This is a genomic window from Lacrimispora sp. 210928-DFI.3.58 (genome assembly GCF_020554865.1).
Taxonomy (GTDB): Bacteria; Bacillota; Clostridia; order Lachnospirales; family Lachnospiraceae; genus Enterocloster.
Window position 1 is genome coordinate 12,192 of the sequence record NZ_JAJCIC010000009.1, and the last position, 17,799, is coordinate 29,990.

18 protein-coding genes are annotated in these 17,799 nt (G+C 48.8%); 16 read left to right on the forward strand and 2 right to left on the reverse strand.

The window, feature by feature from the left end; translation table 11 throughout:
- The first annotated feature begins 85 nt into the window (after positions 1–85).
- The 4 genes from LIZ87_RS07520 (at position 86) to LIZ87_RS07535 (ending at position 4,295) form a co-directional block, all read left to right on the forward strand.
- A complete protein-coding gene (locus LIZ87_RS07520; RefSeq protein ID WP_178317168.1) occupies positions 86–1,255 on the forward strand; it encodes a MalY/PatB family protein in 1,170 nt (389 codons plus the stop codon).
- A gap of 63 nt (positions 1,256–1,318) precedes the next feature.
- The gene (locus tag LIZ87_RS07525; RefSeq protein ID WP_178317169.1) at positions 1,319–2,569 is read left to right on the forward strand and encodes a dicarboxylate/amino acid:cation symporter; all 1,251 of its coding nucleotides are present in this window, start codon (positions 1,319–1,321) and stop codon (positions 2,567–2,569) included.
- Positions 2,570–2,624: 55 nt separating this feature from the next.
- Complete coding sequence (locus LIZ87_RS07530; protein WP_227146113.1) at positions 2,625–2,885, forward strand: glutaredoxin; 261 nt, start codon at positions 2,625–2,627, stop codon at positions 2,883–2,885.
- Positions 2,886–3,026: 141 nt separating this feature from the next.
- On the forward strand, positions 3,027–4,295 hold the full coding sequence (locus LIZ87_RS07535) for an L-cysteine desulfidase family protein (protein ID WP_227146115.1): 1,269 nt from the start codon (positions 3,027–3,029) through the stop codon (positions 4,293–4,295).
- A 99-nt stretch (positions 4,296–4,394) separates the two neighbouring features.
- Here the strand turns inward: LIZ87_RS07535 and LIZ87_RS07540 are convergent, their stop codons facing one another.
- The gene (locus tag LIZ87_RS07540) at positions 4,395–5,564 is read right to left on the reverse strand and encodes a hypothetical protein (protein ID WP_227146117.1); all 1,170 of its coding nucleotides are present in this window, start codon (positions 5,562–5,564) and stop codon (positions 4,395–4,397) included.
- Positions 5,565–5,871: 307 nt separating this feature from the next.
- Here LIZ87_RS07540 and LIZ87_RS07545 point away from each other — a divergent pair, with 307 nt between their 5' ends.
- The gene (locus LIZ87_RS07545) at positions 5,872–6,324 is read left to right on the forward strand and encodes an NUDIX hydrolase (protein WP_002567924.1); all 453 of its coding nucleotides are present in this window, start codon (positions 5,872–5,874) and stop codon (positions 6,322–6,324) included.
- A gap of 159 nt (positions 6,325–6,483) precedes the next feature.
- Complete coding sequence (locus tag LIZ87_RS07550) at positions 6,484–8,001, forward strand: carboxypeptidase M32 (RefSeq protein WP_227146119.1); 1,518 nt, start codon at positions 6,484–6,486, stop codon at positions 7,999–8,001.
- 99 nt (positions 8,002–8,100) lie between these two features.
- Here LIZ87_RS07550 and LIZ87_RS07555 read toward each other — a convergent pair whose 3' ends face one another.
- Complete coding sequence (locus tag LIZ87_RS07555) at positions 8,101–8,409, reverse strand: helix-turn-helix domain-containing protein (RefSeq protein WP_227146121.1); 309 nt, start codon at positions 8,407–8,409, stop codon at positions 8,101–8,103.
- A gap of 539 nt (positions 8,410–8,948) precedes the next feature.
- Here LIZ87_RS07555 and LIZ87_RS07560 point away from each other — a divergent pair.
- The 10 genes from LIZ87_RS07560 to LIZ87_RS07605 all read left to right on the forward strand — a co-directional run bounded on the left by LIZ87_RS07560 (position 8,949) and on the right by LIZ87_RS07605 (position 17,778).
- Positions 8,949–9,713 (forward strand): cupin domain-containing protein, encoded by a 765-nt coding sequence (locus tag LIZ87_RS07560; RefSeq protein WP_178315516.1) that lies wholly within the window; start codon positions 8,949–8,951, stop codon positions 9,711–9,713.
- A gap of 33 nt (positions 9,714–9,746) precedes the next feature.
- Entirely contained in the window at positions 9,747–10,673 is a 927-nt protein-coding gene (locus tag LIZ87_RS07565) for a LysR family transcriptional regulator (RefSeq protein WP_227146123.1), read from the forward strand.
- 22 nt (positions 10,674–10,695) lie between these two features.
- Positions 10,696–11,442 carry a hypothetical protein gene (locus LIZ87_RS07570; protein WP_178315512.1) on the forward strand — a complete coding sequence of 249 codons (747 nt, stop codon included), beginning with the start codon at positions 10,696–10,698 and terminating at the stop codon, positions 11,440–11,442.
- A gap of 13 nt (positions 11,443–11,455) precedes the next feature.
- On the forward strand, positions 11,456–12,223 hold the full coding sequence (locus LIZ87_RS07575) for a hypothetical protein (RefSeq protein WP_227146125.1): 768 nt from the start codon (positions 11,456–11,458) through the stop codon (positions 12,221–12,223).
- 33 nt (positions 12,224–12,256) lie between these two features.
- Complete coding sequence (locus LIZ87_RS07580) at positions 12,257–12,910, forward strand: amino acid ABC transporter permease (RefSeq protein ID WP_227146128.1); 654 nt, start codon at positions 12,257–12,259, stop codon at positions 12,908–12,910.
- Positions 12,903–13,625, forward strand: coding sequence for an amino acid ABC transporter ATP-binding protein (locus LIZ87_RS07585; protein WP_178317186.1), 723 nt, complete (start codon positions 12,903–12,905; stop codon positions 13,623–13,625). Before LIZ87_RS07580 ends, LIZ87_RS07585 begins: the two co-directional genes overlap by 8 nt.
- A gap of 19 nt (positions 13,626–13,644) precedes the next feature.
- Positions 13,645–14,637, forward strand: coding sequence for a substrate-binding periplasmic protein (locus tag LIZ87_RS07590; protein WP_178317187.1), 993 nt, complete (start codon positions 13,645–13,647; stop codon positions 14,635–14,637).
- Positions 14,638–14,761: 124 nt separating this feature from the next.
- Entirely contained in the window at positions 14,762–15,607 is an 846-nt protein-coding gene (locus LIZ87_RS07595; RefSeq protein ID WP_178317188.1) for a sugar phosphate isomerase/epimerase family protein, read from the forward strand.
- On the forward strand, positions 15,604–16,431 hold the full coding sequence (locus LIZ87_RS07600; protein WP_178317189.1) for a sugar phosphate isomerase/epimerase family protein: 828 nt from the start codon (positions 15,604–15,606) through the stop codon (positions 16,429–16,431). The genes LIZ87_RS07595 and LIZ87_RS07600 overlap by 4 nt, the downstream gene beginning before the upstream one ends.
- 6 nt (positions 16,432–16,437) lie before the next feature.
- A complete protein-coding gene (locus LIZ87_RS07605) occupies positions 16,438–17,778 on the forward strand; it encodes an MATE family efflux transporter (protein WP_178317190.1) in 1,341 nt (446 codons plus the stop codon).
- Positions 17,779–17,799: the final 21 nt, after the last annotated feature.

The window sequence follows — 17,799 nt, forward strand, 5'->3', positions numbered from 1 at the left end:
CTTTTTTTATCCTGAATTTAAAAGTTGGCATCATACTTGCTCTATAATAAAGCAAAGCCAGTGAGTAAGAAAGGAGTATGAAAATATGCAGTACAATTTTGATCAGGTGATTGACCGTGAAAACAACAGATCCTCAAAGTATGATGAGCGTATGAAGAAATTTGGCAGGGCAGATGTGATCCCGCTGTGGGTTGCTGATATGGACTTTCAGACAGCACAGCCGATCATTGACGCATTAAAGGCGAGGGCGGAGGAAGGGATCTGGGGATATACCTCCAGGCCGGATTCCTATTTTGAGGCCATCAGGGGATGGCAGCTGCGCAGAAACGGCTGGGATATCAACAAGGAGATGATGAGCTGGAGCTTGGGCGTGGTGCCTGCCTTGTCCGCCATTGTAAAGCTGTTTTCCGAGCCCGGAGATAAGGTGATGATCCAGACTCCGGTATATTCTGAGTTCTACGATGTAACAGAGGCATGGGGCAGAGAGGTTCTGGAAAACAAGCTGGTGGAAAAGGACGGCAGATGGACCATTGATTTTGAAGATTTTGAGGCAAAGGCAAAGGAGGCAAAGATCTTCCTTTTGTGCAGCCCTCACAATCCTCTGGGAATTGTCTGGACCAGGGAAGAGCTGGAGCGCATGACAAGGATCTGCTTTGACAATAATGTGCTGTTCGTATCAGATGAGATCCATTCCGACTTGATCTTCCATGGAAAGAAGCACATTCCTACAGCTATGGTTTCCGAGGAGGCAGCGTCAAAGGTTATCAGCTGCATTTCCGGAACAAAGACCTTCAATCTGGCGGGACTCCAGGCCTCCACTACCGTATTCCCCAATAAGGAATATAAGGAAAAATTTGACAAATTCTGGATGGCGATGGACATTCACAGGAATAATGCCTTCAGCTCCGTAGCCATGGAGGTAGCCTTCAATGAGGGCGAGGAATGGCTGGAGCAGCTGTTAGTGTATCTGGATGGGAATTTCCATTTCATCAAGGAGTATTTTGAGAAAAATATCCCGCAGATCAAGCCTGTGATGCCTGATGCCACCTATCTGGTATGGCTGGACTGCCGGGGACTGAATATGGACAATGAGACCCTGCGCAGCTTTATGATCGACAAGGCCGGCCTGGGACTGAATGAAGGCTACACCTTTGGGCGGAGCCTCACGGGCTATATGCGGTTGAATGCAGCCTGCCCCAGAAGCATTCTGGAAAAGGCACTGAAGCAGTTAAAGGATGCTGTGGAGGCACTGTAAAGAAAAACGGGCGGGGAGAACCGTTTTGCGCAGCTTAAATACAAAAAGAGAAGGAGATTTGATATGAATAAGTCCACAATATGGAAGAATTACCGTTTTCCGATCATCTTATTATCCGGTATTATCATTGGAGCTATTCTGGGTGTGATCCTGGGGGAGAAGGCAAAGGTTCTGGCTCCTATCGGAGACATTTTCCTGAACCTGATGTTTACCGTTGTAGTTCCGATGGTGTTTGTGTCCATTTCCAGCGCAGTTGGAAATATGGTGAACATGAAGCGCCTGGGCAAGATCCTTGGAAGCCTGGTGCTGATCTTTGTGAGCACAGGCGCAGTTGCAGCCGCGCTGGTGCTGGTAGTTGTAAATGTGTTCCCGCCTGCAGCCGGAACCACCATTGAGTTTGCAACAGCGGAGCTGCAGGAGATGACGAGCATCGGAGATATGATCGTGGGATCTCTGACCGTAGATGACTTTACCGGACTTTTAAGCCGCAGAAATATGCTGCCCATCATCGTATTTGCCATCCTGTTCGGCTTCTGTGTCAGCTCCTGCGGAGGGGAGGACAGCCCGGTAGGACAGTTCCTGAACAATTTAAACGACGTTATCATGAAGATCGTAAACCTGATCATGCTGTATGCTCCTATCGGCCTGGGCGCTTACTTTGCATCCCTGGTAGGAGAATTCGGCCCCAGCCTGATCGGTGATTACGGCCACACCATGCTGGTGTACTATCCTATGTGTGCCCTGTACTTCATCGTTGCCTTCCCGGCATATGCTTACTTTGCAGGAGGAAAAGAGGGCGTAAGGCGTATGTTCAAAAATATCCTGAACCCGGCAGTGACTGCATTTGCTACTCAGAGCTCCATTGCTACCCTTCCGGTGAATACGGAGGCCTGTGACAAGATCGGCGTTCCTGCTGATATCCGTGACATTGTCCTTCCTATGGGCGCTACCATGCACATGGACGGCTCCGTGCTGTCAGCTATTGTGAAGATCAGCTTCCTGTTCGGCATTTTCGGCCAGCCCTTTACCGGCGTGGGAACCTATGCTATGGCAATTGCAGTCTCCATCTTAAGCGCCTTTGTGCTGTCCGGCGCACCCGGCGGCGGCCTGGTGGGTGAGATGCTGATCGTCAGCCTGTTTGGCTTCCCGGCAGAGGCATTTCCGCTGATCGCTACCATCGGCTTCTTAGTTGACCCGGCTGCTACCTGCTTAAATGCCAGCGGTGATACCATTGCTTCCATGATGGTGACAAGACTGGTGGAGGGCAAGGATTGGCTGGAGAAGAGAGTACGCGCAGAGAAAGAGAACGCTTAAGGCTTGAAAATGGAACAAAATCATATAAAATAAAATGAGAAGAGAGGAAAGAAAAATGAAGATCACTGTAATTGGAAGCCACTTATGTCCTGATACCCTTTATGCTCTTTGCAAGCTGAAGGAAGCAGGAGCTGATATTGATTTTCAGAACCTGTCAGCAAGCCTGCCGGATCTGAAGGCCTATTTGGCAGTGAGAGAGAGCAATGACATGTACGAGGCAGTGAGAAAGGCCGGAGGCATTGGCATTCCGTTCTTCCGCCTGGAGGATGGCACGGAAACCATGGATCTGGATGTTGTCCTGAAGAAAATAAAATAATCCGGGGCCAAAGCGGCACCGGAAGGCGGCCTGTTATCTGTGATGAATGCGATAGATGGCAGGCCTCCTAGTGTGCTGTCTCATTCTGCTGAAAGTGAATGAGACAGCACACTAGGCTTTTATAGAAGGAGGCAGGGACCTATGCATGAATTGACAAAATTAATACAGGAAGACATGAAACCGGCCTTAGGAGTAACAGAGCCAGGGGCTATTGCGTTCGCAGTGGCTACTGCCCGTTCCTATCTTTCCGGGGAGTTAAAAGAGGTAGTGTTAAAGCTTAACAGCGGTATTTATAAAAATGCCTATACCTGCGGTATTCCCAACAGCAGCCACCTGGGAAATGTCTATGCAGCAGCCCTTGGAGCAGTGGCAGGACGGCCGGAAAAGGGGCTTGAAAGCCTGGCTGATGTGACAGAGGAGGATAACAGGAGGGCAGAGGCGCTGGTGGGGGCAGGAATTGTAAAGGTTCACATGGAAGAGATCACCAGCCGTATTTTTATTGAGGCTGCAGTGCGGACGGAGGATGGGGAAGCAGCCGTTACCATACGGGATTCCCATACCAATATTGTGCGGATCACGGTGAACGGCAGGACTGTGCTCTCAAAGGAGGAGGCAGAGGCCGGAAAGGAAGTGGAAACTCCCCTGATCCATTCCTATACCTTGAGGGAAATGTATGAATATATCACCACTGTGGATGGGGAGGAGCTTCGCTTTATCATGGACGCCCACAGGATGAATTATGAGCTGTTTTTAGAAGGCCTTGAAAGCCCCAGGACAAGCTACGGCAGATACCTTCTGGAAAAAAATGGAGGAAAGATCATCTCAAAGGATGAGCAGGCTACAGCTTCCCTGCTCTGCGGAGGAGCCATAGAAGCCAGAGTCATGGGCCTTGATAAGCCGGCCATGAGCATCACGGGTTCAGGCGCTCACGGCATTATCGCTACCCTGCCGCTCTATGCAGTGACATCCGTCCGTGATATGGGGGAGGACGCCCTGGTACGCGCCACTGCCCTGGCTTATCTTATCTGTATGTACATCAAGGAATATTCCGGGAAGCTGTCTGCCTTCTGCGGCTGCGGCATCGCAGCGGGCAGCGGCATGGCCTGCGGCCTGGTATATTTAAATGGCGGCGGAGTGGAAGCCATGGAGCGCTGTCTCAACAATATGGCAAGCAGCCTGACAGGCATGATCTGTGACGGCGGCAACAAAGGCTGTACCATGAAGGGCGTGGTAGCCACGGACTGTGCCTTCCGCTGTGCCGACTTTGCCCTGAGAGGCATTTTCATTGACAATGAACACGGCATCAACGGAAATACCCCGGAGGATACCATGAGGAATATGGGCCTGATCGCTTCGCCGGGAATGGTGGGGACGGAGAAGGTGATCGTGGAGATCATGGAAGGAAAATAATAGGGAGCTGTCCGCTCTCTGGAATGGCAAAACAGCCAATTCTATGGCATCAGGGCAATAGAGCTCTGGTTCATGGGATTGGCTGTTTGGTGTAAAGGGTTATTTTTTTGAGAGAGCAGCTAATTGGGCTTGGAGAAGTGCGATCTGTTCGTCTTTTTGGTTTAGCTGCTCGTCTTTTTGGTTTAGCTGTTCGTCTTTTTGGTTTAGCTGTTCGTCTTTTTGGTTTAGCTGTTTGTCTTTTTGGTTTAGCTGTTTGTCTTTTTGGTTTAGCTGTTCATCTTTTTGGTTTAGCTCTTCACTCTTTTGAGTTAACTCTTCGGTTATTTGGCTTAGTTGGGCGGCCTTTTCATCTAGCTGGGCCTGCATTTCATCCATCATATATTGGATCGTGTTGCGGTCTAATATTGCTAATTTTTTCGAATACATATGCATCACCTTCTCTGTATTCAGACATATCTGATAAATATCCTGGTACATGGTCATGAAATCGGGATAGCATGTTATGAGTTCACTGATCCGTTTGGGGTCGTCGAAGCTTAAAAATGCCAGCCATGCCTCCAGTTCCGTTCCTATAATCTTATTGTCCATGTTCTTCCTGAAAATGTCAAGAGGGATAAAGAAATATTCCTGGAGCAGCTCTAATGTAAGTCCTGTATCAGATTCCTGGTGAAAACGGTGGATATAACTATGGGGAAAATTGTGAAATTCTGCAGGTGATGTTTCAAAGAAGACAATGGTGTAGACACTTTTGATACTGCGATAGGTAAAATGCTTTCCTTTTTTGCTCCGAACACGTTTATACTGGCGCAGCAGATGGTCTGCTGAATAGCAGGCACTGCGCTGACCGGGAAAGGCATAGCCTATGCGCTGTATCTCAATGTTAGAGAGACTTCCGTCCTCCAGCTCCACGATAATGTCTGTATAGAGGAGAGAAGACTCAGAACCCAGGCGGACGGAATCATTGGGAAGAACCGTCTGAATACGGACCTTTCGGTTGAGAAGCAGGGAGAGAAGGGACTCCAGACGTTCCGGAGAAAATTCCGGATTAAAAATTTCTTTAAAAAAACCGTCATATACGACCTTGATCCCTCTTGCTCCAGAGCAGATATCCAGGAAGGCCTCCTGTTCCTCCTGATTCCATTGCTGGAATTGGAGAAAAAGCGAAGGATGGGTTCGAATATCCCGGAGGATCTCTTGCCGGGAACGGATGATCGGAAAATAGGCGGCCAGCCCTCCGGTGTTTTTTTGTGTGCGTGGAACATTTGTCATGATGCTACCTCCTTCTTATATTGTGCTTTGTTTGGAAGGTGCCCGACCAGCGGATAACGATCCCCTGTGGGATACCAGAATCAAAGAAACAGATGCCCTTAGGCATAAGAAATAAAAGATGATTCTATGGTAGCACAGAAGAGAGAAAAAGGCAAGGATCGAAATATTTAGTCCTCAGGTATTGCGATATCCCCTTGCATATCCTTTGTAAAAGTTGTATACTAAGACCAGTTATGGTTTATGCAAACTGGCTAAAAAAGCAACGCAAAGCATAACCGGGTTCACACCAACACCAGGAGGGATTGCAATGATTGAGGCAACGAGCTGCGGCGGTGTGGTTATATTTCGAGGGAAAATCCTTGTCCTTTATAAGAATTACAAGAACAAATATGAAGGCTGGGTTTTGCCAAAGGGAACAGTAGAAGCTGGCGAAGAATATAAGGAGACGGCTCTCCGGGAAGTAAAGGAGGAGACCGGTGTCAGTGCATCCATCATCAAGTATATAGGAAAAAGCCAATACTCCTTCAACACCCCTCAAGATGTGGTGGAAAAGGATGTCCACTGGTATCTGATGATGGCCGACAGCTATTACAGCAAACCACAGCGGGAAGAATACTTTTTAGATTCCGGATACTACAAGTTTTACGAGGCCTACCATCTGCTGAAGTTTTCCAATGAGAAGCAGATACTGGAAAAGGCTTACAATGAATATCTGGATTTAAAGAAAAGTAATCTTTGGGGAAGCAAGAAGTATTTCTAACAGAAGAATGATGCAAAAAAAGGCGTTCCGGCGGGGCTGGGACGTCTTTTGGATTTGGAAGGGAGATTATCTGCATAATAGGAAGACAAGACCTGAATACTAATAGGAAGGAATCCTTTCGGTTTTAGAAAAATGGCAAGGACGAGGAGGAGCATCAATATGAGCAGAGCATACGATGAACTAAGGCAGGAAATGGACAAAGCCATGGCCGTGAAGACAGCGATGACCTTGTTTGAGTGGGACAATGAGACCTTGGCACCAAAGGAGGCTGGGGAGCTGACGGCCCGTGTGGTGGGGATTTTGTCGGGAGAGTATTTTCAGGCAGTGACCGGTGAGCGGATGAAGGAGCTTTTGGAACAGTGTGAAAAGGAAGGAAGCCTAAGTGAAGCAGAGGCGGCCAATGTGAGGGAACTGAAGGAGGAGCTTTTGCAGATCAAATACATTCCGAAAGAGGAATACCAGGACTTTGCAAGGCTGACCTCCCAGGCCACCAGCGTCTGGGCGGAGGCAAAGAAGAACCAGGATTTTGAAGCTTTTGCACCTACGTTGAAAAAGGTGATCGGTTATCAGAAGCGGTTTGCCGGATACCGACGGGAAAACGCCGGAGGCGGGGAGGAAAAAGCCCTCTATGACATCATGCTGGATGATTATGAAAAGGGCTTCTCCATGGAAAATCTTGACAGGTTTTTCAGCCCTTTGAAGGAGGAACTGGTGCCTTTCTTAAGGGAGGTCATGGAGTGCGGAAAGGATATTGATGACAGTTTTCTTTCCGGCGGCTATCCTGAAAAAGAGCAGGAAAAGCTGGGACGTTTCCTGGCAGAGTATGTGGGCTTTGATTTTGACAGAGGTGTCTTGGCAGTCAGTGCCCATCCATTTACTACCAACCTTCACAATAAGGATGTGCGAATCACAACCCACTATACGGACCGCCTGGACAGCTCCTTATTTTCCGTGATCCACGAGTCAGGCCATGCCATATATGAGCTGGGTATCCGGGACGAGCTTACTCTGACGCCAGCAGGACAGGGAGCCAGTATGGGGATGCATGAGTCCCAGTCCAGGTTTTTTGAGAACATCATCGGGCGCAGCAGAGCCTTCTGGGCGCCTATCTACAGCAAGGTGCAGGATATGTTCCCGGAGAAGCTAAGGGAGATATCCTTGGACAGGTTCGTGGAAGGGATCAATAAGATCCAGCCTGGCCTGATCCGCACAGAAGCAGATGAGCTGAGCTACAGCCTCCATGTCCTTATCCGCTATGAGATCGAGAAAATGCTGATCGAGGAGGAGCTTGATGTAAGAAAGCTGCCGGAGATCTGGGCAGATAAATACGAAGAATACCTGGGAATACGGCCTGAGAATGCAGCAGAAGGGGTATTGCAGGACATCCACTGGTCCCAGGGTTCCTTTGGATACTTCCCCTCTTATGCATTGGGAAGCGCGTTTGGGGCACAGCTCTATTTCCACATGAAGAAAATCATGGATTTTGAGGGCCTTCTGGAGAGAGGGGAGATCGGCGTGATCAGGGAATACTTAAAGGAGAACATCCACCAGTACGGCAAGATCAAGACCAGCCGGGAAATTCTTCGCGATGTCACAGGGGAGGACTTTGATCCGAAGTATTATGTAAAGTATCTGAAGGAGAAATATTCGAGGCTTTATGGCCTGACAGGAAAATAAAGAGGCTTTCGGGGCTTGCGGCAGCAAGATCCAAGAGATGCAGGGCACCGCCGGTTCTAACCATAGAAAAGGGAGCGGCGGTGCTCGATATTTGTCAATTTAATCTACGATCGTTCTCAATAATTCTAATATAGCAGTTTTCTGAGAGGGGGTCAGCAGCTCCCATTTATCTAACAATTCTTTTTGAGAGGGGCTTAATTCGGTGAAATTCCCATCTGATAGAAATTGGGCCATGGACATATCGAAGGCATTGCAGATTTTTTCGAGAGAGGGAAGGGAGGGAAGCATTTCCTTTCGGTACCAGGAGGATATGGTTGATTGGGGAAGCCCGGAGCGGAGGGCTAGCTGGTATTCCGTCCAGTTTCTGGCAGTTCTCTGGTTCGTAATTTTTTGAAGAATGTCAATCATGTGACGCCTCCATAGTAAACCTGCATGCGGCCGGCGGGCAGCGCGCCACCGCACCACGAACGCCTGGCGGCCGCATTGGGTATACCTGAATTTCGTGCCGCCTATCCGGCGGCGGGATTTTTATAGTAATTATAGTCGATATTATAATGCGCAAAATCGTTGCAGAATAGTTATTATAATCGTATAATAGATACGTTAAAAAAGATCAAGATCAAACACTGCTTTAAATAATAAAAACATTGATGTTTATAAAAGAAGCAAATAGCACATTTTACTTTTTAAAAATAATATAAGCAATGAAATGTGTTAAGCTTACATAAGAAAAAACAGTTTCATCTAGGAAAAGTCTACTATAATTCGTTGAAAAAATGTTATTTATCCGTAATAAATAATAAAAATCTAATATTTAAATATTAACTAATCAATAATTCAAATATTCACACATAAATTGACGATATCTGGGGAATTTTTATATAATACCTACATCAATATTGATAAAAAATTTCAAACATGAAGCATGTAAGGAGGATTAAGTAAAAATGAAGCAGATGCAGTTAGCAAAAGGCAGTGATGTAACGTTTGAATTCAAAGATGGCTTTGCCCAGACAGAGATCCTGGCCGGCTGCAGCGAGGATTTACGGATTTTCCGTTGTGTTCTGAAAAAGGGACATGTATGGAGACCAGAATTATTCAGTATTACTGATAAGATCCAGTTTTTTGCATTTATCTCAGCAAGCGGATATGTTTTGACAACTGACCGCTCCTACAATATTGATGACAGAGCTGTGTTCTGCCCTGATTTTGACCGTGATCCACTGATCGAGATCCATGCAGGCGCAGAGGACTTAGAGTTTTACCGCTATATCGGCGTTATGAATGACTGGGATATCAGAAGATTTAAATTGCAGCACATTGTGCTTCCGCGCTTCCGCCTCTTCAGAGATGGCATGAGATACACCGAGGGCTTTACCGGTGACGCAGGCTCTAACCTTCGTTCCCACCTTCTGTTAGAGGGAAGACAGTTAGGAAGATACAGCATGGGCTACAATGTAGGTGAGGGCCCGTCCTTTGTTGGAACACATACTCATGATGTTGTGGAGCAGTGGTATTTCGTGCTTCAGGATTCCAGCTTTACATATACAGCAGACCAGGGCGATGTGGAGATGGGACCATACGACGTGTCCTACACAGACAGAGGAGTACCTCACGGAAGCAAGGCAACTGCAGACCAGAAGATCAACTACTTCTGGGTAGAGCTTGCCACCGATGGATATCCGGAGGTTGCGATTGCTGACGAGGAGTAGTTCTGGGGCAAGTGAAAGAAAAACGGAGGAAGAATGGATCTAGCAAATATTGAAGTGTTTTTGGCAATTGCCCGGACGAGAAGCATATCGAAAGCAGCGAAAACTCTTTTCGTCTCCCAGTCAACAGTCAGCTACCGTTTAAAGCTTTTGGAGGAGGAGCTGGACTGTAAGCTCATTGAGCGCGGGAGAGGGCAGAACCAGAGCCTTCTGACAAAGGAAGGAGAGACATTCTTCCCCATCGCGGAGCGTCTTAAAAATATCCAGTATGATATTGTTTCCTTCAAGGAAGTCTCCCGCCATCCTGTCATCAGCATCGGCTGTGTGGAAAGCATGGGGCTTTACCTCTTGGACGAGCTGTACAATGACGTGATACGGCGGGGGAACCGCGTAAAAATGCATTTTCTTCTGAATAACAATGAGCGTCTTTTTGACATGGTAGAGGGTGGGCAGCTTGACATTGCCTATGTGATGGAGCCCCTGCGCCAGAAGAGTATGTCTCTGACTCCCTTTTTTACGGAGCAGATGATACTGGCGGCGTCGCCGGAGCTTTCATTTCCAGGCAATTCTGTCCACCCCAGCCAGCTTGATATCAGAGACGCTTGCCAGTTTGACTGGAAGGAGCAGGGATTGAACCTGTGGTACGAGCACTGGTTCAACCCAAAGGAGCTTCCATATTTGAAGACAAATTCGCCGCCTTTGGCATTCAGTTTTATGAAAAAACATGAATGCTGGGCCATTGTGCCTCATTCCATGGGGACAAGGCTGGAGAAGGAGGCAGGGATGAAGCTGTATACCCTGAAGGAGTCGCCGCCGGAGCGCATATGCTACCGGGTGACATCAAAAACAAATTATCAGCTGTATCCCGAAGTGATCCAGTATTGGGACAGAGAAGTAAGTCGGTTCATTCGTTCAAAGCCATGGCTCACCATGGCGGCAGAGGAGAAGGACGAAGGAGATTAAGCGTAACAAGGGAGGTAAGAAAATGGCAATTCAGATTGATAGGAGGAGTTCCAACATAGAGTATGATGCAAATGGCATCGCAGTATCAGAACTGCTGCCAGGCTCCTACGATGGCGGGATCCGTAATTATAGATATAACTTAAAAGCCGGAAGTGAGTACAGCCCAAAGCTGTATGGAGATAAAACCGTGATCCTCTTCTTCGGAAAGGGAAGAGGCTATGTGACAGATGAAAAGGATGCATACCATGTGGAGGAGCTGAGCTTCTATGCTCCGGAATTTGATAAGACTCCATATACGGTGCATGCGATCGACGATATGGAATTTGTGCTGAGTATTGTGGATATGAATGAGTGGGACTGGCAGGTATACAACGCTTCCCATGCAAGGCTTCCCTTCTTCCGCACTATCAGCAAATGTTCCATCTATGATCAGGACTGCAAGGGACCGGGAACCTCTTCCTGGAATGTGCTTCAGGGAAGGCAGCTGGGCAGGATCATGATCGGCGCTGTAAGGGCGGTCGGAAGCGGTACAAGAGAAAAAGGACATGCGGCAGTACATCAGTGGAACTATTGTGTGGGCAATTCTGATTTCAACCTGACAGTAGGAGATGAGACCATTTCCACAAAGGCAGGAGATTGGAGCTTTGTTCCGGCAGGAGAGGATCATGCCCTTGTTTCCGATGAAGGCAAGGAAGCCTACTATGTATGGTATGAACACTATGCAAAAGAAAAGGATTTCATAGTGAAGCCTGCCCCAAAGCATAAATAAGGAGATGTGAAGCATGCAGAAAGTATATGTTGTTAAAAATGAAGATATTAATGTAAATTATGATGAAAATGGATTCTATATGGAAGAACTCCTTCCCGGTACTTATGCCGGAGGGATCCGGAATTTTAAGTGCTTTTTAAAGGCAGGCTGCGAGGTATCTCCCAAGCTTCATAAGGAGGAGACCGTTATCCTGATGTTTGGTAAGGGCCGGGGCTACATAAAATCAAAGGAGGCTCTTCACAAGATAACAGAGGTTGCCTTCTATGCGCCTGATTTTGACCGCGTTCCCTACACGATCCATGCCTTTGAGGATATGGAGTTTGTTCTCAGCGTGGTAGAGATGAACCAGTGGGACAAGGAGATCTACGAGCAGGGACACATCCGTCTGCCATACTTTACAAGGATGAGCGATGCCATCATCTATGATCAGGACTGCAAGGGACCGAATACCGCATCCTGGTGGATCTTCAGCCCGAAGCAGCTGGGAAGGATCATGCTGGGCGTTGTAAGAGCTGTAGGCGAGGGTACAGTGGAGAAGGGGCACGACCGGGTAGAGCAGTGGAACTACTGCCTGGGAAATGCCGATTTTAACATGACAGTGGAGGACGCGCCTGTGGTGAACCACAAGGGCGGCGAGTGGAGTTATATCCCTGCGGGCTTCGACCATTCTCTGGTTGCTGAGCCTGGCAAGGAGGTATTTTACGTATGGTATGAGCATTATGTAAGGGAGAAGGATTTCTGCGTAAGCCTGGCCCCAGGACAGGAGTGGACAGAGGACTAAACAATATACTTACTTGGAAGGAGGAACCGGGCTGTGGGAAACTTGAAAGTCTTAACCATTTGGCAGCAGTATAGCTATTACTATCTGCAGGGCATGTCCGCAACACTGAAGATTGCCGCTGTATCTGTGATCACCAGTATTCTGTTCGGCATTATTATCGGCATTATGCGCCTGTCAAAGAATTTTGCCATCAGGAACGTAGTGGCATTTTATGTAAGCTTTATCCGCGGTACGCCAATGCTGATCCAGATCTACATTGTGTATTACTCACTTTCCCTGAATCTGAGCATGTTTGCGGCGTCTGTGGTGGCTCTTACCGTCAATGCCAGCGCATATATCGGCGAGACCGTGCGAGGCGGTATTGAATCCATTGACAAGGGACAGATGGAGGCGGCAAGAAGTCTGGGCATGACACATTGGCAGGCTATGCAGGAGATCGTAATTCCACAGGCAATCAAGAGTATTCTTCCATCCTTGTGTAATCAGTTTATCATATTGATTAAGAATACATCCATGATGTCCGTTATCGGCGTACATGAGCTGATGTACAACTCAAATACCGTAAGGGCCAATACCTACCTGGCATTTGAACCCCTTATCATAGCGGCTACCATGTACTTTATCGTCTGCTTCTTCCTGGAGAAGGGCGTGAATTATCTGGAAAGGAGACTGAAATACAGTGCTTGATGTAATTAATCTGGAAAAGAATTTTGGAAAGCTTCAGGTTCTCCGCGGGATTAACGTCACGATCCATAAAGGAGAGGTGGTCTGTGTCATCGGCCCGTCAGGAGGCGGAAAAAGTACCTTTATCCGCTGTCTGAACCTGCTGGAAAAGCCTTCTGGGGGAGATATTGTCTTTGAGGGCGTGTCTCTTATGAATAAGAAGGTGAATTTAGACGAGCACAGGCAGAAGATCGGAATGGTGTTCCAGCATTTCAACCTGTTTGCGAATAAAAATGTACTGGACAATATCACCCTGGCTCTTATCAAGGTCAAAAAGATGAAAAAGGAAGAGGCCGAAAAGCTCGCCATGAAGATGCTTAAGAGAGTAGGCCTGGAGGAAAAGGCCAAGCAGTTCCCGGGGCAGCTCTCCGGCGGCCAGAAGCAGAGGGTGGCGATCGCCCGCTCCCTGGCTATGAATCCGGATATCATGCTCTTTGACGAGCCGACCAGCGCCCTTGACCCGGAGATGGTAGGCGAGGTTCTGAACCTGATGAAGGAGCTGGCAAAGGACGGCATGACCATGGTGGTCGTAACCCACGAGATCGGATTTGCAAGAGAAGTGGCTGACAGGATTTTATTCCTGGATCAGGGGGTTATCCTGGAGGAAAACACACCGGAGCAGCTCTTCAACCACCCTGTACACGAGAGAACAAAGGACTTCTTATCAAAGGTCCTTTAAATAAGAAAGGAGAAGTAATATGAAAAAAAGATGGTTATCAGCAGCACTTGTAATGGCAATGGCAGTCAGCGCACTGGCCGGATGCGGCTCTAAGCCCGCCGAGACAGCAGCACCTGCCACTACCGCAGCAACAGAGGCAGCAACCGAAGCAAAGGCCGAGGAGACAGAGGCTGAGGCGGAAGAGACAGAGGCAGCAGAAGAAGTAGAGTACGGTCCGATCCTTCAGAAGGCAAAGGAGACAGGAAAGCTGGTAGCGGCTATCAATGCACAGTCCCCGCCATGGAGATTCCACAAGAACGTGGACGGCAAGGACAAGCTGTGCGGATTTGAGATCAGTATGTGCTACGGATTGGCTGACTATGTATCAGAGAAGCTGGGCGTTCCTGTTGAAGTAGAGATCAACGATATGACCTTCCCTGGTGTCCTTGCATCCCTTCAGGCAGGGCAGGTTGACTTTGCACCGTCTCTGGCAGGCACCGCAGAGAGAAGAGAGAATATGGACTTCACACAGCCTTACCATCGTTCTCTCCAGACCATCGTGATCAAGAAGGACAGAGAAAATGATGAGATGTTTGACCCTGCAAAGGAGATGGAGGGCGTCCGCACGGCATCCGGACAGGGAACCTCTACCTCTGTGACCTTCGCAGAGCAGTATCCAAAGGCAGAGTTAGTTGAGTATGAGTCCTCCCCGGATATCGTGCTGGCAGTTGCAAACTCCAAGGTAGATGCAGCTGTTCTCAACGAGAAGTATGCGATCCTTATCTGTAAGGCAAACCCGGATCTGATGATCGACTATGACCTGTCCTTTGATATCCCGGTAGAGAGAGATCCAGGTGCATCCATCGCAGTTCCGAAGGGCAATGAGGACTTCGTAGCAATGATCGACGAGTGGCTTGACCAGATCTTATCTGACGGCACATTCTCATCCTATGAGCAGGAAGCCATCTTAGAACTGGATGATCCGGCACTTCTGGAAGGCTTCAGCTCCAAGAACATTTTAAACAACAAGTAATTCCTACAACTGGCTTAATAATCTGAAGATGACCGGATTCTGGAAGGGATCCGGTCATCTGCATTACGGAGAATCCGGCACATGGGCCAGTGATGCATGCTGCCGGATGTTAGGAGGAAATCATATGGGCACCATAAAACGGGAGGATATTGCAAATTCCAATATCCATTATCGGTTTTACCCCTTTGAAACATTTTTGGAAAAGCAGGAGGAGCTGGGAGTAAGGAAGATCGATCTGTTCGGGGCAACGCCTCATATGTGGATCGATGCCTACAGCGCTTCGGACGCAGGAGAGGTGCGCAGGCAGATCGAAGGCCGCGGCATGGAGGTAAACAGCTTCACACCGGAATTTTCCTCCATGCGCTATACCCTGGGAGCAGAGGGAGAAGGAGAGAGAAAGACCTGGGAGTATGTAAAGCGCTTCCTGGAATTTGCCGCCGGCCTGGGGACAGGAAGGATCATATTGACAGCAAATGGCTTTCTGCTTGACAGGGATGAAAAGGAGCAGAGAAGACGGCTGAAGGACAGCTTGAGACACTTGGGAGAGCTGGGAAAGCCCTATGGCTTTCAGTTTCTTTTGCTGAACAGCTTTAGCGACGGCACCAGCCTTATACGGACAAAGGCAGACATGGAGGGATTTCTGGCAGAGCTTTCCTCAGAAAGCTTTCTTCCGGCAGTGGATACGGCCTCTGTGTATGAGGCGGGAGAATGCCTGGAGGACTGGTTTTCCTCTTTTGGGGAGAGCCTGTCCCATGTAAGCTTCAATAATACGAAATTTGACGGGGCAAGGCATTACTGGGGAGACGGATATCTGAATCCTGTGGAGATCCTGGAAGTGCTGAAACATGTGGGATACGGGAAGTCCATAGGCTGCAGCTTTTATGTGCGTGATTATCTGAAGGAGCCGTGGCTGGCGGATGAGAGGACGGGAGAGATCATTTCCTGGGCTTTAGGGGAGGTGTCCGTATGAGCAAAAAGATAAAGAGAAGACAGATCGCCGGCATGAACCTCATGTACAAATGGCATACCTTTGACTATTTTCTGGAGTCCATGGAGGAGCTGGGCTTTGAGAGTATTTCCCTGTGGGGCGGACCGCCGCACTTTGACTGCGATCACCTGTCCTATCAGGATTGCAAGCGTATCCGCTCCCGGGTGAAGGACCATGGGCTTTCCATCACCGGTTTTCTGGTGACCGGATCCAATTACCGGTATCAGATCGCAACGGAAGAGCCCGCACAGAGGGAGCATGTGTTCCAATATTTCAGAAATGGTATCCTGGCCTGTGAGGAGCTGGGAAGTCCCTTTATCTCCATCAACTCAGGATGGGGCTATTTAAACCACGACAGGGAGGAGGCCTTTAAACGCTCCGGAGATATGATACGCCGTCTCTGCGTGGAGGCCGAAGAACATGGCGTTTTCATTGCCATGGAAAGCCTGAAGGCCTGCGAGACAAATCTGGTAGTGACTTTGGAGGACGCAGTAAGGATGGAGCGGGAGGTAGGCCACCCTGCGTTCCGGCTTATGGCAGACACGGGAGCCATTGCCTATAATGGGGAGCGGCTGGAGGACTGGTTTCTGGCTTTTGGAGAACACATAGGCGCCATGCATTTTGTGGACGGGATGCATCTGACCTGGGGGGACGGGAAGTCGCCATTAGATGATATGATGGCTTCCATCCTGCGCCACGGCTATGAGGGCAGTTTAGGCCTTGAGACATCGGGCGGAGGCTATCTGCGCGATCCGAAAGAAGCAGACAGAAAGGCAATGAAGATGTTAAGCAGATTCATTGAATAGAGGACTATGAGCGAAACGTTATTTACCAGAAGGCAGATGCATGGGATCATCCTGCCGCTCATTATGGAGCAGGTATTTATGGCTGCCATAGGAATGTTTGATGTGATCATGGTGAGCGGGATTGGAGAGGACGCTATCTCTGCGGTATCCCTGGTGGATTTTATCAATCAATTGATCAACAGTGTGCTCACAGCACTGTCTACCGGCGGAGTCATCGTGTGTTCTCAGTATGTGGGCCGTAAGAATCTGGACGCGGCAAAGGAGGCTGTGCAGCATCTGGTGCTGATCGTGGTGCTGGCCGGCACAGCCCTTATGGCAGTGGCCTTAGCCGGAAACCGGCTGATACTGGGGCTGCTCTACGGCTCTCTGGAAAAGAGCGTGATGGACAATGCATCTGTGTATTTTACGCTGTCAGGCATTTCCTATCCATTTATCGCGCTGTTTTGCTGCAGCGCCGCGGTGATGAGGGCTCTGGGATATACGAAGCTGTCCTTCCATACCTCGCTGACCATGAACATTTTAAACATCCTCATGAACGGCGTGTTCATTTTCCTGTTAAAATGGGGCGTGTTCGGTGCGGGATTGGCATCTCTGCTTTCGAGAATGATCGTCAGCCTTCTGCTGTTTTCCATGCTGTTTCGAAAGCAGGATATGCTGAAGCTGGCTCCTCCTCTTACCTGGAGGCTGAATAAGAAGACCTCCTCTGCCATATTGAGCCTGGCGATCCCAACCAGCTTAGAGAGCAGCATTTTTTACATAGGAAGGCTTCTGGTGCAGAGTGTTGTGACTGGCTTTGGCACCTCTGCCATTGCAGCCAATGCGGTTTCTCTGACTGTCACAGAGTTTCTCCACATGCCCGGAGCAGGGATCGGAATCGGCATGATCACCATCGTAGGGCGGTGTATTGGCGCTGACGAGAAAAAGCAGGCCAGGGAAAATGCGTCCTACCTGATCCGTCTGGCCTATATCCTTCAGGGGATCTGCTGCATTGCTTCCATGATACTGGCGCCCCAGATACTGGGACTTTACAACCTGACGCCCCAGACACTTGAGATCGGTGTTGTAATGCTTGTGAGCCACGGCGTGATCTGCGGAATATTCTGGCCCATGGGCTTTACCACTGCCAATGCCTTGAAGTCCGCAGGAGACGTGAAATTTACCATGACCATATCCACTACCAGCATGTGGCTGTGCCGTGTGGGCGGAAGCTATCTTCTGGTCCGTCTGTTCCCTGCCCTGGGGGTGTACAATGTGTGGATCGCCATGTACTGCGACTGGATCCTGCGGGCAGGAGTATATTTCCTGCGTTTTAGGGGGGAAAAGTGGCTGGATAAGAAAGTGAAATGAGCTCCCGTTACAAAAAGAACC

What these genes read in the sequence shown, in the direction of transcription:
- LIZ87_RS07570 (WP_178315512.1), top strand. Translation starts at nt 10,696, where the DNA reads ATGGCAATTCAGATTGATAGGAGGAGTTCCAACATAGAGTATGATGCA.
- LIZ87_RS07540 (WP_227146117.1), bottom strand. Translation starts at nt 5,564, where the DNA reads ATGACAAATGTTCCACGCACACAAAAAAACACCGGAGGGCTGGCCGCC.
- LIZ87_RS07565 (WP_227146123.1), top strand. Translation starts at nt 9,747, where the DNA reads ATGGATCTAGCAAATATTGAAGTGTTTTTGGCAATTGCCCGGACGAGA.
- LIZ87_RS07555 (WP_227146121.1), bottom strand. Translation starts at nt 8,409, where the DNA reads ATGATTGACATTCTTCAAAAAATTACGAACCAGAGAACTGCCAGAAAC.
- LIZ87_RS07525 (WP_178317169.1), top strand. Translation starts at nt 1,319, where the DNA reads ATGAATAAGTCCACAATATGGAAGAATTACCGTTTTCCGATCATCTTA.
- LIZ87_RS07605 (WP_178317190.1), top strand. Translation starts at nt 16,438, where the DNA reads ATGAGCGAAACGTTATTTACCAGAAGGCAGATGCATGGGATCATCCTG.
- LIZ87_RS07520 (WP_178317168.1), top strand. Translation starts at nt 86, where the DNA reads ATGCAGTACAATTTTGATCAGGTGATTGACCGTGAAAACAACAGATCC.
- LIZ87_RS07530 (WP_227146113.1), top strand. Translation starts at nt 2,625, where the DNA reads ATGAAGATCACTGTAATTGGAAGCCACTTATGTCCTGATACCCTTTAT.
- LIZ87_RS07575 (WP_227146125.1), top strand. Translation starts at nt 11,456, where the DNA reads ATGCAGAAAGTATATGTTGTTAAAAATGAAGATATTAATGTAAATTAT.
- LIZ87_RS07600 (WP_178317189.1), top strand. Translation starts at nt 15,604, where the DNA reads ATGAGCAAAAAGATAAAGAGAAGACAGATCGCCGGCATGAACCTCATG.
- LIZ87_RS07550 (WP_227146119.1), top strand. Translation starts at nt 6,484, where the DNA reads ATGAGCAGAGCATACGATGAACTAAGGCAGGAAATGGACAAAGCCATG.
- LIZ87_RS07545 (WP_002567924.1), top strand. Translation starts at nt 5,872, where the DNA reads ATGATTGAGGCAACGAGCTGCGGCGGTGTGGTTATATTTCGAGGGAAA.
- LIZ87_RS07560 (WP_178315516.1), top strand. Translation starts at nt 8,949, where the DNA reads ATGAAGCAGATGCAGTTAGCAAAAGGCAGTGATGTAACGTTTGAATTC.
- LIZ87_RS07590 (WP_178317187.1), top strand. Translation starts at nt 13,645, where the DNA reads ATGAAAAAAAGATGGTTATCAGCAGCACTTGTAATGGCAATGGCAGTC.
- LIZ87_RS07595 (WP_178317188.1), top strand. Translation starts at nt 14,762, where the DNA reads ATGGGCACCATAAAACGGGAGGATATTGCAAATTCCAATATCCATTAT.
- LIZ87_RS07535 (WP_227146115.1), top strand. Translation starts at nt 3,027, where the DNA reads ATGCATGAATTGACAAAATTAATACAGGAAGACATGAAACCGGCCTTA.